This window comes from Sediminibacterium roseum, from assembly GCF_009939005.1.
Taxonomy (GTDB): domain Bacteria; phylum Bacteroidota; class Bacteroidia; order Chitinophagales; family Chitinophagaceae; genus Sediminibacterium; species Sediminibacterium roseum.
In genome coordinates, this window is record NZ_JAACJS010000015.1 from 244,426 (window position 1) to 260,471 (window position 16,046).

Consider the following 16,046-nt stretch of genomic DNA (forward strand, 5'->3'; position numbering starts at 1 on the left):
ACGCCTCGTTCTCCACACCTACTATGGACGCGATCAAAGAGCAATGGCTTATCCTACTGTCCACACCCGTGTACATCATCATCATCGGGCTGGAACTGCTGTTGACGCACCTGCAGCATCGAAAAAGCTATACGCTGAAAGATACTGCGGCCAATGTGTACCTTATGCTGCTGAACTCCGGGCTTGATCTTGCCTTCAGGGTGGTTTACCTGGCGGTACTGCAGTATTTTTATGAAAGAAGATGGATAGGCATAGAATCTGTGGCGCTGTATTGGGTGTTGCTGGTGTTGCTGGAAGACATGGTCTATTACTGGCTGCATCGTTTCGATCACCACATCCGGCTTTTCTGGGCCGTTCATGTTACGCACCACAGCAGCACCTACATGAACTTTACGGTAGGGTTCAGGTCTTCTGTGTTCCAGCCCCTGTACCGTTTCATTTATTTTATCCCGCTTGCGTTGCTAGGCTTCAGACCCGTAGACATCGTGTTTGTTTATTCTGCTACGCAGATCTGGGGCATTTTTGTACATACCGAACTGATCCACAAAATGGGATGGCTTGAGTACATCCTGGTAACACCCTCCCACCACCGCGTGCACCACGGTTCGAACCCGAAGTACCTCGACCGCAACATGGGCATGTTCCTGATTATCTGGGACAAGCTTTTCGGCACTTTCCAGCCCGAGTTGCCGGCAGAAAAATACCAGCCCATCGCCTACGGCCTCACCAAGAACATAAATGCACCCAACGCCGTGTCTATCATCTTTCATGAATGGAAACAGATCTGGCAAGACACCACGCAAAAAGGCATCACCCTGAAATCACGCCTGCGTTACCTGCTTGGTCAACCCGGCTGGAGCCATGATGGAAGCAGGATGACAAGCGGGGAAATGAGGGAAGAAGAAGCGGTTGTACTGAACCCGGAGCCGGGAACCGCCGGCCAGGTGCCAGGGGTGGTTGACGAAGGCGCGAATTTCCTGGATTACAAGACCGCGTTGTAGGGATACCGCAGCAAACGCCTGGCAGCGGTTTGGCAATAGCCACTCCACACGCTATCCCCAGCCACAACAAAACCTTTATTATCCTGTTATATCAGCTTACCTTTGCGGCGATTTATTGATTTTGCGGCTTCGGGGGCGTCCTTCAGAGCGGTAAATAACCTCAAACCCTACACTTGAATATGAATCTATTTGAACAGCAATCCACAGAATTCCAGGGCAGGCACATCGGCCCGAACGAGGCAGATACCCAAGCAATGCTGCCGACCATCGGTGTAGCATCGCTGGACGAACTGATCAGCAAAACCGTTCCGGCATCGATCCGTATCAAAAATGAACTGAATGTTCCGGCTGCAGTCAGCGAGTTCGAATACCTCGCGGAGCTGAAAAAAGTGGCGGCTAAGAATAAAGTATATAAAAATTTCATCGGGCAGGGTTATTACGGAACGATCACCCCAAGCGTAATCCTCCGGAATATCTTCGAAAACCCGGGATGGTACACGCAATACACGCCGTACCAGGCGGAGATCTCCCAGGGGCGCCTCGAGAGCCTGTTGAATTTCCAGACGATGGTTACCGACCTGACCGGCCTGCCGATCGCCAATGCATCCTTGCTCGATGAAGCCACGTCGGCCGCAGAGGCAATGGCAATGATCTTTCACCACATCAATAAAACCGATGTGATCAGCAAACCGAAACTGTTTGTAGACAACCATGTTTTCCCGCAAACAAAAGATGTGCTCCTCACCCGTGCAGAACCCATCGGGGTTCAGCTGGTGTATGGCGACTACAAAACGGCAGAACTGGATGAAACTTATTTTGGCGCGATCGTGCAGTACCCGAACGACAATGGTTCTGTAGAAGACCACCGCGCATTCATCAACAAAGTGCACGCGGTGGATGGATTGGTGATCATGGCCACAGACCTGCTCGCGTTAACCTTACTCACCTCACCCGGCGAACTGGGTGCAGACGTTGCCGTTGGTTCTGCCCAACGTTTTGGCGTGCCGATGGGTTTTGGCGGGCCGCATGCAGCATTTTTTGCAACCAAAGACGATTTCAAACGCGGCATGCCCGGGCGGCTGATCGGCGTGAGCATTGATGCACAGGGCAACCGGGCCCTGCGTATGGCCTTGCAGACAAGGGAGCAGCACATCAAACGCGAAAAAGCAACTTCTAATATTTGTACGGCGCAGGCGCTGCTCGCCAATATGGCGGCGATGTATGCCGTGTACCATGGCCCGCAGGGATTGAAGAACATCGCAACACGCATACATGTACTGGCGCAGGCGGTTGCAGAGAGCCTTGCAAAACTCGGTATCACCCAAAGCAATGGGGCTTACTTCGATACCTTGAAAATAAAAGATGTAGACGCTGCCGCACTGAAAACCATGGCGGAGAAATACCATTCCAACTTCCGTTATTTTGAAGATGGAACGGTGGGTATTACAATAGACGAAACCACTTCGGTAGAAGATGCAAATACCATCATCCGCATTTTTGAGGCGCTGACAGAAAAGAATGCCGGCCACCAACTGGAAGCAGGCAAGCTGGAGCCTACAGCGACAACCATTCCGGGTGCGCTGAAGAGAACGTCGGCGTTCCTGACACATCCTGTTTTCAACACGCACCACAGCGAGAGCCAGATGATGCGCTACCTGAAACAGCTGGAGAACAAGGACCTTTCGTTGAACACAAGCATGATCAGCCTCGGAAGCTGCACCATGAAACTCAACGCAGCCAGTGAAATGATACCGGTGAGCTGGCCCGAATTTGGCGGCATCCACCCGTTTGTTCCGGCCAACCAGACAGAAGGATACCAACACATCATAGATGAACTGAACCGTTTTCTCTGCGAGATCACCGGCTTTACCGCCTGCAGCCTGCAACCGAACAGCGGTGCACAGGGCGAATATGCAGGATTGCTCACGATCCGCGATTACCATGCCGCAAGAAAAGAAGAACGCCGGAACGTAGTGCTGATCCCGATCAGCGCACACGGAACAAACCCCGCGAGTGCCGTAATGGTGGGCTTCAAAGTAGTGATCGTTAAATGCGATGAAGCAGGCAACATCGATGTGGCCGATCTCAAAGCCAAAGCGGAACAATACAAAGACACTTTAGGCGCCCTGATGGTTACTTACCCATCTACGCATGGTGTGTTTGAAGAAACCATCAAAGACATTTGCAGGATCATCCACGACAATGGCGGATTGGTTTACATGGATGGCGCCAACATGAACGCCCAGGTGGGATTGACCAACCCGGGAATGATCGGCGCGGATGTTTGTCACCTCAACCTCCACAAAACCTTTTCCATTCCACACGGAGGCGGCGGACCCGGCATGGGGCCGATCTGTGTGAACGATAAACTTGCTCCCTACCTGCCGGGCCATGTTTCACTTGCAGGCAAGGGGGCGGTAAGCGCCGCACCGTATGGTTCTGCAAGCATTTTGCTGATCAGTTACGGGTACATTAAAATGCTGGGCGCCACCGGTATCAGGCAGGCAACCGAATTTGCAATCATGAATGCGAATTACATGAAAGCAAGACTGGAGAAATATTATAAGATCCTCTACACAGGAAGCAACGGCACCTGTGCGCACGAATTTATCGTGGACCTGCGCCCGTTCAAACAAAGCGTGGGTATTGAAGCGGAAGATGTGGCAAAACGATTGATCGATTACGGTTTCCACGCGCCAACCATGAGCTTCCCTGTTCCGGGAACGATCATGATCGAGCCCACCGAAAGCGAAGACAAACCCGAGCTCGACCGCTTCTGTGACGCTTTGATTTCCATTTACGAAGAGATCAAGGCCATTGAGAACGGCAAATCGGACAAGACCGACAACCCGCTGAAAAATGCACCGCATACACAGGCCGTTGTCTGCGCAGACGATTGGAAACATGCCTACACCCGCCAGGAAGCGGCGTTCCCGTTGTATTATGTAACGCTGAATAAATTCTGGCCGAGCGTGGCAAGGGTTAACAACACGCATGGCGACAGGAACCTGATCTGTACCTGCGAGCCTACTTCTTCGTATGCCGAGAATTAGAAAGATCCTTTTATAAACAAACGCGTATTAAAGCTCCTGCATGGTATGCAGGAGCTTTTTTTTGACCTGTGCCCGCTGCGCGCCACTGGGCGATCCTCCCCTGCTTTGCGGCGAGAAAGTAAGTAGGAAGTTGGAGGTCTTGGGGGGAACGGCAAAAGCGACCTGCATACCAACCGGCTCCAAAATCCGGCCGGTAATACAAAACAACTTCCCTGACCTTACCTCAACATCGAAAGCGCGGGAAAGGATCGTTCAGCGAAACGCAGTTGGGAAGATCATCCCGTTCTTTTAACCACAGCGCCGCCACCCTGTTTGGATTGGCCCTCCAGCAACGCAATGATCTTTTCTTTGTCGACAATGGTCGCCTCAAGTTTGGCGATCTGTTTGTTGAGCAGCTTGATCACTTCGTCTTTAGAAGTGAAATAAATATGCTGTTCCTCGTTCAGCTCCGAAACCGCATCGGGCATGCCTGATGGAGGAACGGAGAGCTGCATTTTGCCTTTGCCCGTTACCAGCCAGACAAGGCTGAGGTCGGTGTAATTGTTTTTGATCTTCTCCAGGATATCGGACCCGACGGACCCCTTCCCTTTGAGTTGTTTGCCCAAATAGCCATTGGATAAACCACAACTGTGTTCAAATTCATACGCCGATATGGAATGGTGCGCAAGGTATTGTTGAATGCGTTCGATCAGTCTCATTAGGTATAAATACGTTAGAAAATAGGTGATTATTTTTCGCCCGATTGATAGCCTTTCCTGAATTTTGTCTCATCAATTAAGCTATTACGAAATACGTTTTTTCGTATAAACCGAGCAATAAGGTTTATACCTGATTTGCCTGCTTTTTTCACGGGGTTATTAATACGCACAGGCAAACGAACAGTGCAGCAATTGTATCGTAAGGCAAGTTCCCCGCTAATAAAAACCTGTATGCCTTCTCAAAAGAATGGGCCGCCGCTTCATGCGCTCAATGCGGCCGAAACAAAGGATCCGATGCTGGTGATCGATGAGTTTTTCGATTTCGCCGATCTTGATGACGTTCGCCAACTGCTCTGGACCTGGCTGAAAGTAACGGTAACCGGCACCTACCACAAAGAGCTTTCTTCCTCCGAACGCTCGGCCATACTCAGCATGTATGAAAAACTGGAAAAACTGGTTGAGGCCGCACATGTTTTGAGAGGCCGGGCATGAGCATTGGTTTTAAGCCTGGAGTATCGTTATCTTTAAGGGATCTAAAAACGCTTAACCCAACTCCATGGACCAACGCATCATTTCCCTCTACGACGAGTACACCCACAAACCGCTGAGCCGCGAAGTGTTTTTGAAACGCCTTGCATTGATCACCGGCAGCATGGCAATGGCATTGGCCATCACCCCGCTGCTCGAATCGAATTATGCCAAAGCTGCCACCATCGCGGAAGATGATGAAGACCTTGAAACCGAAACCATCTCTTACGAAGCAAATGGCGCAACCCTATTTGCCTATACCGCCAAACCCAAAAAGAAAATGAACATGGGTGGCGTGATCGTAATACACGAAAACCGCGGCCTCACAGAACATATCAAAGACGTTACGCGCCGCGCCGCCAAAGCCGGCTACCTCGCAATGGCGCCCGACGCGTTGTCTGAAAACGGCGGCACCCCGCCCAACGAAGACGAAGCCAGGAAACAGATCGGCGAACTCGATCCAAAAAAGAACCTCGCCAATTTTTTCAAGTCGGTCGACTTCCTCCGCGCAAGAAAAGAATGCAACCGCAAAGTTGGCGTGGTTGGTTTTTGCTGGGGCGGCGGTCTTGCCAACCAACTCGCGGTACACGTTCCCAACCTCAACGCCGCCGTTGCGTTTTATGGAGCGCAACCCAAAGCGGAAGACGTGCCAAAAATAAAAGCGCCGGTGCTGCTGCATTATGCGGGTCTCGACGAACGCATCAACGCCGGCATTCCCGCTTACGAAGAGGCCCTGAAAAAAGCGGGCGCGAAATATGAACTCATCATGTACCCCGGCGTTAACCATGCTTTCCACAACAATACCTCCGCGGCACGCTACGACGCAAACGCAGCGCTGCACGCATGGAAAAGCACGCTGGACTTTTTCGAGGTTAACCTGAAATGATTTTTGAGCCGTGGGTTGCCTGTTTCCTTATTATCTTCCAATAGAATCTTATGGATCTGAAAAAAACACTGGTTCTTTTTCTTCTCAGCTGTATCGCATGTAACCTGTTTGCACAGAAATCAGATCAGTGGCTGAAAGAACTGCTGATGGACAAGGCGTCTCCCCTGCTCAAACACGTATTGAACAACCCTGATAGTTTCCAGTACCAGGTCATTTACACGGAGATCAACCGGGACAAAAAGAACAAGGCTTCCTTCAAACATCATTTTCTGAATGTTGACAGGAACCGTTACTACAACCCTGCATCCACCGTTAAACTGCCCACGGCGCTGGTTGCGCTCGAGAAACTGAATGAGATGGGGATCGATGGGGTGAACAGGTATACAACCATGATCACCGACAGCTCGTTCAACGGGCAAACGGCGGTGCGTACCGACACTTCCTCCGGAACCGGGCTTCCTTCCATCGCCAATTACATCAAGAAAATATTTCTTGTAAGCGATAACGATGCTTACAACCGCCTGTATGAATTTGCCGGGCAGGAAAAGCTGAATACATCCCTCTGGAAAAAAGGATACAATGATGTGCGGATCGTTCGCCGGTTTGTTACCGCAACAGAGGAACAAAACCGCAACACCAACGCGATCCGTTTTGTTTCAAATGGAAAAACGATCTACACCCAGCCTGCCGCCTACAATCCCATTGCATTTGATTACAGCAAGACAATACTCGTAGGCAAGGGCCATTTCGACCGCAACGATTCGCTCATCAATGCACCGATGGATTTTACGAAGCACAACAATCTTCCACTGGAAGACCTGCAGCAATTGTTGCAATCCGTTTTGTTCCCCGAATCTGTTCCTGCAAAAAAACGGTTCAACCTTACAAAGGACGATGAACGGTTTTTACTTCGATACATGTCTGAACTCCCTTCGGAAAGTAAAAAACCGGGGTACAGTCCTACAGAGTTTTTCGACAGCTATTGCAAATTCTTCCTCTACAAAGCCACCAAACAAAAACCGCCGCCCAATATCCGCATCTTCAACAAGCCCGGCTGGTCGTATGGTTACCTGACCGACTCAGAATACATCGTCGATTTTGACACGAATACGGAATTCATGATCAGCGCAGTGATCTATGTGAACAGGGATGGGATCCTGAACGATGACAAATATGAGTATAAAGAGATCGGTTACCCGTTTTTCAAAGAGGTTGGGGAGATCATCCTGCAGTACGACCAAAACCGGAAGCGCGCACACAAACCCGATCTTTCAAAATTCAGGATAGATTACAGGGCAGACCATGAATAAAATCATGCAGGCAACCGTTGCTGCGTAAACAAAATCCGGCTTAAATTGTTCCCTTTAAAAACCACACAACTATGATACCAACAAAAGCATACGCAGCACAGGATGCAGTAACCCCGCTCGGCCCTTTTAATTTCGAAAGACGCGACCCGGGGCCGCACGATGTCCAAATCGAAATTCTTTACTGCGGTGTCTGCCATTCCGATATTCACCAGGTGCGCGACGAATGGGGCGGCTCCATTTACCCGATGGTTCCGGGCCACGAGATCGTTGGCCGCGTTACGAACGTTGGCGCACATGTGAAAAAATTCAAGGCAGGCGATCTGGCCGGCGTGGGCTGCTTTATCGATTCCTGCCGCGTTTGTTCAAACTGCGAGGCAGGGCTTGAACAGTATTGCGACAAAGGCATGACCGGCACCTACAACAGCCGCGAAAGGGAAACGGGTGCGCCAACTTATGGCGGTTATTCCACACAGATCGTTGTAGACGAAAAATATACCTTGAAGATCTCGGATAAACTATCGCTTGCCGGCGTGGCGCCCCTGCTGTGTGCGGGTATTACAACGTATTCGCCGCTGAGGCATGTTGGCGTTGGCAAAGGGCACAAAGTGGGCGTAATGGGTCTTGGCGGCCTGGGCCACATGGCCGTTAAATTCGCGGCATCATTTGGTGCGGAAGTAACCATGCTGAGCACCTCGCCATCAAAAGAAGCGGATGCAAAAAAACTCGGCGCACATCATTTTGCGCTCACAACCGACAAGGCCACGGTAAAGAAACTGCAGAACAGTTTCGATTTCATCCTCAATACCGTTTCTGCGCAGCACGAGTACGGCCCGTTCCTGGATATGCTGCGCACCAATGGCACAATGATCGTAGTGGGCATTCCGCCCAAACCATCCGAAGTACCCGCGTTCAACCTGATCATGAAAAGACGAAGCATCATCGGCTCTCTCATCGGTGGCATACCGGAAACACAGGAGATGCTTGACTACTGCGCAGACAACAACATTGTTTCAGATGTTGAGGTCATCGACATAAAAAACATCAACGAATCATACGAACGAATGCTGAAAGGAGACGTGAGGTATAGGTTTGTGATTGATACAACAACACTGAAATAATTAGGAATTAGTAATTAGGAATTAGGAATTTATAAGTCAAAGGCCGTGGTTTTTACGCACGGCCTTTTTTTGTTATCCAGACAAAACACGAGAAAACGCAACTGATAAATAGGATAGGAATTGCCGTATTTAAGCTTAACTGCGAACAATAATTCTTAATTCTTAATTCCTAATTCTTAATTAATTCAGAATCTGAAATAAAACCTCACCATCGCCATCCTTGGCCTGATCCTGTAGCTGCTTTCAACAATGCTGTTGGCGCTGAGGGATGCGCTGCTGTAGGTGTCTTTACCGGTGAGGTTGGTAAGTGATAGTTCAAGGTCGGTTTTCCATTTATTGAGTTTGTAAGTAAAAGCCGCATCCACAAAAGTGAAGTTGTTGTCTTGCGAGCCGGGCACATGGTATTGGTAATGATCACCACTCACCCTGAAATAAAAATCCGGTGTGATCGTAAAATTAGTTGCCAGTTCATGCTGCCACCGCTGCACCTTCGGTGATGAATTGCTCTTTACCTGGTTCACACCCGCAGGCTTGCTTCCATAGGTATTGTAGGTTCCGTTGTAACTCATGTTCATCCATGTTGCGAACTTTGTGTTGAGGTTAACCGAATACGCGTAATTATCAAACGTTGTTTGCAGCAATACACCGTTTTGCAACTGGTTGGAGACCGACTCCTGCCAACCCACCTTGCCTGTTATCGTTGTCATCAAAGGAAAAATATATTTACTGATGGCAGCCGATGCCTGGTAACTGCGCGAGTCGTTGTTGAACGGGATGAATCTGGACTGCTGCAACACCGGGCTGATCTGCGCATCAGAGATCGTGTTGGCGGAACTGAAGGCCAAACCCGCATTAACAGAAAAGAAAAAGATCTTCAACGTATTCTTGAACACATAACCGCCGGAAAAATTATGGCTCCTGCTTTCGTTCAATAAATTTCCATTGGTGTAGAAGTTACGGTAGCTGCGCATAATGTAGCTGTCGTACACAGAACTGATGGTGCCGAACGTGTTGCCGTAAGTGTATCCGAAATTGAGGTAAGACTCCTTCCCTGTATTGTATTTCAACTGAACAATGGGTGTGATGGGAAAATCGTTTGCGTGATTGCGTACAACACGGCCGCTGTACCTTGTATCCTGGTAAGTAACCGGCAATATCAAACGCAACATCATTTTTGGCGTGGTGTAGGTAAGATCGGTCTGCACGTAAACCTTCAGCCTGCTGTAATCGAGGCGATTGATGAAACTATCGGCCACAATGTTCTTTGAACCTCCCACCTGCTGCGCATCCAGTTCCGAATTCAGGTCCTGCCCCAGGTAATTGAAACCTACACGGTACTGTTGCTGAAATTTCGGTGAGGCTTTTCCAAAACTCACGTACTCTTCCGTGAAAAAAGAAGGCACGGCGGCAAACTGTTCCAGCCCTGTAAAAGGCACGTTGTGGTTGAATTCAGCGGCATACAATCCAGGTGTAACAAACAGGGTTGCAGGGTTGTTGATCTTGTTCAGAAATGAATAGGCTTCGAGGAATTTACCATTCGTTGTTTTTTTGATCAGGTTGAAACGGTTGGAAACATTGGTGATGGTTCCGTTCAACTGCTGGTTGATGTTGTTGTTGGATGTTGCCTGTATACCTGCCAACACCGCGGTAGGCGTGTTCTCCAGCATCGTTACATTGTTCAGGTAATAATCCTTCCGGTTTGCATTGAGCGTAAACTGCGTGTTGAATGTATTGCTTGTGGTGCGCGCATTTTGTTTTTCTGCATAACGGATCGTATCGTTCAAACCGAAGTAAGAAGACCTGTATTCAGAGTTCTGGTAAACCCTGTCCCACGAATAAAACGCATTTACCCTTAACTGCAGGTCTTTTTTCAGGGTGATGAGATCGTTGACGTTTACCAATCCGGCGTTGTTAAAAAGATAACGCTTCTTTAAAAGATCCGGGTTGCCCGCACCGCCGGCGCTCACCAGGTTTGGCGCCGTGGGGCCGCCCGCGCCCCCGAAGTGATTGATGGTTTCATCGCCGAGGTCAACACCAATGTTGTTCATCTTGATGTAGTTCATAAACTTCACCTGTTTCTGAAACAGCATCGTGTTCACGGTAAAGTTGTAGCCATCGGGAAGACCGGCAGCAGCATCGCCCGTGCCCATTATTTTCAGCCGCGCTTTTTCTTTGAGTACAAGGTTCATGGCGGCATTGTCGCTCTTCACCAGGTCTTTCAGCACATTAACTGGCTGGTGGTTTTCGAGCACCTGCACTTTTGCGACCATATCATTCGGAATGCCTTTCGTGGCAATGTTATACCTGCCATCCAGTAAATTATCCCCGTCGATGTAAAACCGGTTGATCGGTTTTCCCTCGTAAGAGATCTGCCCGTTCTCGGCCACTTCTACACCGGGCAGTTTCTTGATCACATCGCCGATGGTGCGGTCCTGTTTATTGGAGAAAGAACCCACATCATAGGTTAGTGTATCGCCTTCCTTGCGCAAAGGCGCCGCTTTTACGGTTACGTTGGGCAGTTTGGTAACAGACTCTTTTAACCTGAAGTCGGCAACCTGTGTTGCAGTGGCAATATCAACGGATTGTTTCTTATACCCGATCGCATTCGCTTCTATCGCAAGCGTGTCTTTTACGGAGGCTGAAGCATGCTGCAACCGGTATGCACCATTTGCATTGGTAATGGCAAACGACAGGATGATCCCGTTCGATTTCTTTAGTGTGATACTCACTGCCTGTAAGGGTTTGCCAAGGCTATCCCTGACAGAACCACTTACAGAGATCTGTGCATGCGCACAGCACGCAATGAGTAAACCGGCAAGTAGTGGTATGGTGCGTTTTGGTTGCTGCATGTTTGTTTTTTTTAGCTGCCGGCTGTTGCCGCAGGTATTTTTTACGGCGCGGGTACAGGCAGTTGGTTTAGTTTTCTGATCTTTCGATCGGGTTGTTCAATACCCTTCTTTTGGATGACCCACCGCCGCCTGCTCTCGAGCCTCCGCCAACAACGGTGATGGTTCCGCCGGAAATATTGCCGGCGGTTGCATTGCTGTTTTGCATTTCTGCCATGCGGCTCTTCATAAATCCTTCGCGGTCTTTGTCTGCAAGCTCACGGAGCTGTTTGTATTCTTTCGCCGTTGCGCGAACATGTTCCGCGGGCAATGCGATCGGGATTTTGCGATGGCCCACGTTCTCAAAACTTTCGAATTTGAAAACAACCTGCTTCTCATCGTCGTACGCTTCAACGATCAACCCCGGCAAACCACCCAGTTTCCATGGGCCGTTGCTGTAGGGCAACTGTGTGGTAAACCAGGCAGTGTAGTTACGGCCGCGGAAAGAACCTGTTGCCTTCTGGCACACGAGCTCCTGGATGTTTTTTGTTTCAGATGCCATGTTCCAGTTGATGGCGGGCATGGCATCATCAATGATGTAATCTTTGATGAAATTTTCCTGGCGCAGCATCCTGTTGTTCGCAACGTCTTTGTATACTGCGGAACCGTTGCCTCTCTTCATCCCCGCCATACCTAACTGCATAGGGGTTCCGGGCGGCGCATTTTTGTAAGATTCCATCTGGGCCTTGATCACCGAATCGGAGAACATGCGGTCGTAACTCTTGTACAAGCTTGTGTTCTTACCAAGCAGGAGTATCATGTTTTCTGTTTCAGGGGGCATCGTTGTGTCAGACAGGTAAACAAAAGAATACCTGACAGCGGCAAATGCCGTATCGTTGATCTGCGCACCTGCAGAAAACGCCGCGATCAATCCAAGAAAAAAAACGATTACCCTAAGCATAGCTGGTTGTTTTAAGTAAATAATAAATAAACTTAAAACTATTTTTTTAGTTAATAAACTATTTTTTTAGTTATTTCCTTTTTGGGATTGATGTATGGCCGGTTGCGGATCTGTTGGTGTTGTTATTATTTGTCTCCCCGTGCCGTTTCTTTCTTCGTTTCTTTTTCTATCGGGTTGTTCATCTGGCGGAAGCGTGGTGGTTTTCCATCGGCGCCCATTGCAAGCGTTCCGCGAACGGTGATCATACCGCCGGAGGTAACCGAGCTTCCGGCCATTGCCTTGCTGTCTTTCTCCAGCGCTTCCTTGTATTGTTTGAATTCTTTGGGAGATGCTTTCGATGCCAATGTTGAGATCCCGATCGGCTTTTTTTCTTCCAGGTTCTCAAACCCAACAAAACTGAAGACCACTTCTTTCTTTGTGTCGGATGCCTCGATGATCAAACCCGGCAACCCATTCAATTTCCACGGGCCGTTCATGTACGGCAATGCTGCGCAAAACCATGCTTCGTAAGTACGGCCCCGGAAATCGGCGGTCGCTTTCTGGCACTGCAGTCCCATGATCTCTTTTGTATCCTGCGAAATGGTCCAGCTGATCTCCGGCAGGTTGTCTTCCACGGCAAACAATTGTCCGTAGGTGTATTCCATATTCACCATTTTCCCTTCGTTCAGCTTCCTGTAAATATTACCCATCGATGCGATCATTTCTGCCTGGCTACTGGACGAACCTCTTGCCCCCGATGCAGGAATATTGGTTGCCGTTACCGCAACAGCGCCAAGCGAACTGATGGTGCCACCCGAGATCACGTTACCACCACCCTTGCTCATAGCCAGCTCACGATCATAGTTGGTGTAACTGCTTAAGTTTTTTCCTAAATAAAGAATGTAATTGGTGATCTGTGGATTTTCGGGCCAGGTGGTATCGCTGATGTGCGTGAGCTTGTATTTCACGGTGGCGAACGCTGAATCCTGCTGTGCATGTGCACAGGTGATCAGCAAAAAACAAAAAGTGGTAAACATTAATTTTCTCATGGCTGTGTTTTAGATATAAGATGAAACTACAACACATGCATGTTAATAAGAATGTATTTAAGGTTAAGGAAGGTTAATGGGGAATGCATCGACAGGTGCGGTTCTTTGTAACCGGCGTATCATCTTACAACCAGCGATCAACTACGAATGGCTGTATTCTGTTTATATTTGTAAAAAAACAAACAACATGGGCGTAGCAGATCAACTGGCACAACTGAAAGCAGAAAAAGCCGCAGCGAATTTAAAAGCAGGGCAGGATTTTTTAGAGCAGAACAAAACAAGACCCGGCGTAACAACACTGCCAAGCGGTTTGCAATATGAGGTCCTGAACCATGGCGCAGGCGAAAAACCTTTGGCGCACAACGAAGTGACCTGCCATTACCACGGCACGCTGATCGATGGCACCATCTTCGACAGTTCTGTACAAAGAGGAAGGCCGGCATCGTTTCCACTGAATATGGTGATCAAAGGATGGACGGAAGGTTTACAACTCATGCCTACCGGGAGCAAATGGAGGTTCTTTATTCCACCGCACCTGGGTTATGGCGACAGGCAGGTAAGCGCTGCGATCGGGCCAAACAGTACGCTGATCTTTGATGTGGAGCTGATCAGCTTTGTTTAAATCATAGTTGGGAAACGGGCAGGTTTTGAAATCGCATCCACGGTTTCAGAACCTGCCGGTCTCCTGCTTGTGTTATTCCATCTCGCTCAACTCGAGCCATCTCATTTCCTTTTCCGCCAACAGGCCATCGATCACAATGATCCGCTCACTTAATTTTTGAAGTTCTTCGAACCCAAGGTTGCCGGCTCCCATTTGTTCGGTGATGGCCGCTTTTTCTTTTTCAAGCTCTGGCATTTCTTTTTCGAGGAGCTCGAACTCGCGCTTTTCTTTAAAGCCCATTTTCTTTTTAGGGGCAGCGGCCGCTTTATTGGTGCTGGCAGTCGCGGTTGATGAGGCACGGTTTACCACTACAGATTCCGTGGTCTCGCCTTTGCTTTTGCGTTCCTGCAACGCATCCCATTTATTGTCTTTCTTTTCATTGTCTTTGAGCCAGATACGGTATTGGGTATAGTTGCCCGGGAAATCACGCACTTCGCCATCGCCTTCAAAAACAAAAAGGTGGTCAACGAGGCGGTCCATGAAATAACGGTCGTGGCTCACGATCATCACGCAGCCCTGGTATTCTTCGAGAAATTTTTCCAGTACGGCGAGCGTTGGCAGATCGAGATCGTTTGTGGGCTCATCAAGGATGAGGAAATTGGGGTTTGCAAAAAGAACGGTCAGCAGTTGCAGCCGTTTTCTTTCACCGCCGCTTAGTGAATTGAGGTAGGTATACTGTTTATCGGGCGAGAACAAAAACAGTTCGAGGAACTGTGCCGCGCTGAGGCTGCCGCCGTTGGCGAGCGGGAAATTTTCCGCGATGGTCTTCACGTATTCGATCACGCGCATGTTTTCCTTGATCACCAACCCTGTCTGAGAAAAATTACCAAATACAACCGTATCCCCTATGTTTATTTTCCCGCTGGTAACGGGCTCGAGGCCCTGCAGCATGTTCATGAACGTAGATTTTCCCACCCCATTCTTACCTATGATGCCAATGCGTTCTCCCTTGCTGAATGTATAATCGAATGCCTTAAGCACCTGGAGATCGCCATAGTTCTTGTAGACTTTTTTCATCTCCACCACTTTGCCTCCCAGCCTGCTCATTTTAACCTGCAACTGCACCTGTGCATCTTCGATCTTTTGTTTGGCGCGCGATTCTACCTCGTAAAAATTATCCTGGCGGCTCTTGCTTTTGGTGGTGCGCGCCTTGGGTTGTTTGCGCATCCATTCCAGCTCTTTGCGGTATTCGTTCTTTGCCTTGTCTATGCTTGCCTGCTCGCTTTCCAAACGCGCCGCTTTTTTCTCCATGTAATTTTCATAGTCGCCGCGGTATACATACATGTTCTCCCTTTCCAGCTCCCATATCTCTTCACTCACCGCATCGAGAAAATACCGGTCGTGCGTAACGAGCAGCAGCGTAACGTTTTCCTGGTTGAGGTAATTCTCCAGCCACTCGATCATCTCTACATCAAGGTGGTTGGTGGGCTCATCCATCATCAGCAAAGTATGCTTGTGATCGAAGCCGATATCGATCAATGTCTTGGCAAGCGCCACGCGTTTGCGTTGCCCGCCGCTCAGGTCGCTCACAGGCTGCTCCAGGTGGTGTATATTGAGCCGTGTGAGGATCTGCTTCACCTTAACTTCAAACTCCCAAGCGTTGAGGTCGTCCATTTTACCGAACAGCTCGGCCATCGCCTCGCCATCCTCACTCTCGCTCGCAAGCTCGTATTCGCGGATCACGTTGAGCACGGGGTGGTTGGTGTGAAAGATGTTCTCGAGCACCGTTTTGGTCTCATCAAATTTCGGGTCCTGCTCAAACAGGGCAACGGTTACGTCTTTGTGGATGAAGATCTTACCCTCGTCCACCGTCTCCTCCCCATTCAATACCCGCAGCAATGTGGATTTCCCCACCCCGTTGCGCGCGATCAGCGCGATCTTGTCGCCCTCGTTGATGTGGAACGAAATGTTCCTAAAAAGAGGGTTGATACCATAACTTTTTGTCAGTCCTTCAGCCGAAACATAATGCATGGCGCG

The 16,046-nt window shown here is 49.3% G+C and carries 12 protein-coding genes; 7 read left to right on the forward strand and 5 right to left on the reverse strand.

The window, feature by feature from the left end; translation table 11 throughout:
* The first annotated feature begins 23 nt into the window (after positions 1–23).
* Positions 24–1,001, forward strand: a complete 978-nt coding sequence (locus GWC95_RS12190; protein WP_161819006.1) for a sterol desaturase family protein — start codon at positions 24–26, stop codon at positions 999–1,001.
* 179 nt (positions 1,002–1,180) lie between these two features.
* A complete protein-coding gene (gcvP, locus tag GWC95_RS12195; protein WP_161819007.1) occupies positions 1,181–4,054 on the forward strand; it encodes an aminomethyl-transferring glycine dehydrogenase in 2,874 nt (957 codons plus the stop codon).
* A 275-nt stretch (positions 4,055–4,329) separates the two neighbouring features.
* On the opposite strand, the gene GWC95_RS12200 is transcribed toward gcvP, so the two are convergent.
* On the reverse strand, positions 4,330–4,752 hold the full coding sequence (locus GWC95_RS12200) for a hypothetical protein (RefSeq protein WP_161819008.1): 423 nt from the start codon (positions 4,750–4,752) through the stop codon (positions 4,330–4,332).
* 231 nt (positions 4,753–4,983) lie between these two features.
* Between GWC95_RS12200 and GWC95_RS12205 the strand changes: the two genes are divergently transcribed.
* The 4 genes from GWC95_RS12205 to GWC95_RS12220 all read left to right on the forward strand — a co-directional run bounded on the left by GWC95_RS12205 (position 4,984) and on the right by GWC95_RS12220 (position 8,594).
* Positions 4,984–5,244 (forward strand): hypothetical protein, encoded by a 261-nt coding sequence (locus tag GWC95_RS12205; RefSeq protein WP_161819009.1) that lies wholly within the window; start codon positions 4,984–4,986, stop codon positions 5,242–5,244.
* 64 nt (positions 5,245–5,308) lie between these two features.
* Entirely contained in the window at positions 5,309–6,166 is an 858-nt protein-coding gene (locus GWC95_RS12210; protein WP_161819010.1) for a dienelactone hydrolase family protein, read from the forward strand.
* A gap of 50 nt (positions 6,167–6,216) precedes the next feature.
* Positions 6,217–7,476: a serine hydrolase gene (locus tag GWC95_RS12215; protein ID WP_161819011.1), complete on the forward strand. Its 1,260-nt coding sequence runs from the start codon at positions 6,217–6,219 to the stop codon at positions 7,474–7,476.
* Positions 7,477–7,547: 71 nt separating this feature from the next.
* Positions 7,548–8,594, forward strand: coding sequence for an NAD(P)-dependent alcohol dehydrogenase (locus tag GWC95_RS12220; protein ID WP_161819012.1), 1,047 nt, complete (start codon positions 7,548–7,550; stop codon positions 8,592–8,594).
* A gap of 185 nt (positions 8,595–8,779) precedes the next feature.
* Here GWC95_RS12220 and GWC95_RS12225 read toward each other — a convergent pair whose 3' ends face one another.
* From GWC95_RS12225 to GWC95_RS12235, 3 genes are all read right to left on the reverse strand, one after another.
* The gene (locus tag GWC95_RS12225; protein WP_161819013.1) at positions 8,780–11,443 is read right to left on the reverse strand and encodes a TonB-dependent receptor; all 2,664 of its coding nucleotides are present in this window, start codon (positions 11,441–11,443) and stop codon (positions 8,780–8,782) included.
* Between the two features lie 67 nt (positions 11,444–11,510).
* Positions 11,511–12,380, reverse strand: a complete 870-nt coding sequence (locus GWC95_RS12230; RefSeq protein WP_161819014.1) for a GLPGLI family protein — start codon at positions 12,378–12,380, stop codon at positions 11,511–11,513.
* Between the two features lie 125 nt (positions 12,381–12,505).
* The gene (locus GWC95_RS12235; protein WP_161819015.1) at positions 12,506–13,408 is read right to left on the reverse strand and encodes a GLPGLI family protein; all 903 of its coding nucleotides are present in this window, start codon (positions 13,406–13,408) and stop codon (positions 12,506–12,508) included.
* Between the two features lie 187 nt (positions 13,409–13,595).
* On the opposite strand from GWC95_RS12235, the gene GWC95_RS12240 reads away from it, so the two are divergent.
* A complete protein-coding gene (locus GWC95_RS12240; RefSeq protein WP_161819016.1) occupies positions 13,596–14,030 on the forward strand; it encodes an FKBP-type peptidyl-prolyl cis-trans isomerase in 435 nt (144 codons plus the stop codon).
* Positions 14,031–14,102: 72 nt separating this feature from the next.
* On the opposite strand, the gene abc-f is transcribed toward GWC95_RS12240, so the two are convergent.
* Positions 14,103–16,040, reverse strand: a complete 1,938-nt coding sequence (gene abc-f / locus GWC95_RS12245) for a ribosomal protection-like ABC-F family protein (protein ID WP_161819017.1) — start codon at positions 16,038–16,040, stop codon at positions 14,103–14,105.
* Between the last annotated feature and the right edge of the window lie 6 nt (positions 16,041–16,046).

Coding starts and splice junctions, on each gene's coding strand:
- GWC95_RS12230 (WP_161819014.1), bottom strand. CDS start 12,380: ATGCTTAGGGTAATCGTTTTTTTTCTTGGATTGATCGCGGCGTTTTCT.
- GWC95_RS12225 (WP_161819013.1), bottom strand. CDS start 11,443: ATGCAGCAACCAAAACGCACCATACCACTACTTGCCGGTTTACTCATT.
- GWC95_RS12220 (WP_161819012.1), top strand. CDS start 7,548: ATGATACCAACAAAAGCATACGCAGCACAGGATGCAGTAACCCCGCTC.
- gcvP (WP_161819007.1), top strand. CDS start 1,181: ATGAATCTATTTGAACAGCAATCCACAGAATTCCAGGGCAGGCACATC.
- abc-f (WP_161819017.1), bottom strand. CDS start 16,040: ATGCATTATGTTTCGGCTGAAGGACTGACAAAAAGTTATGGTATCAAC.
- GWC95_RS12200 (WP_161819008.1), bottom strand. CDS start 4,752: ATGAGACTGATCGAACGCATTCAACAATACCTTGCGCACCATTCCATA.
- GWC95_RS12205 (WP_161819009.1), top strand. CDS start 4,984: ATGCCTTCTCAAAAGAATGGGCCGCCGCTTCATGCGCTCAATGCGGCC.
- GWC95_RS12210 (WP_161819010.1), top strand. CDS start 5,309: ATGGACCAACGCATCATTTCCCTCTACGACGAGTACACCCACAAACCG.
- GWC95_RS12190 (WP_161819006.1), top strand. CDS start 24: ATGGACGCGATCAAAGAGCAATGGCTTATCCTACTGTCCACACCCGTG.
- GWC95_RS12235 (WP_161819015.1), bottom strand. CDS start 13,408: ATGAGAAAATTAATGTTTACCACTTTTTGTTTTTTGCTGATCACCTGT.
- GWC95_RS12240 (WP_161819016.1), top strand. CDS start 13,596: ATGGGCGTAGCAGATCAACTGGCACAACTGAAAGCAGAAAAAGCCGCA.
- GWC95_RS12215 (WP_161819011.1), top strand. CDS start 6,217: ATGGATCTGAAAAAAACACTGGTTCTTTTTCTTCTCAGCTGTATCGCA.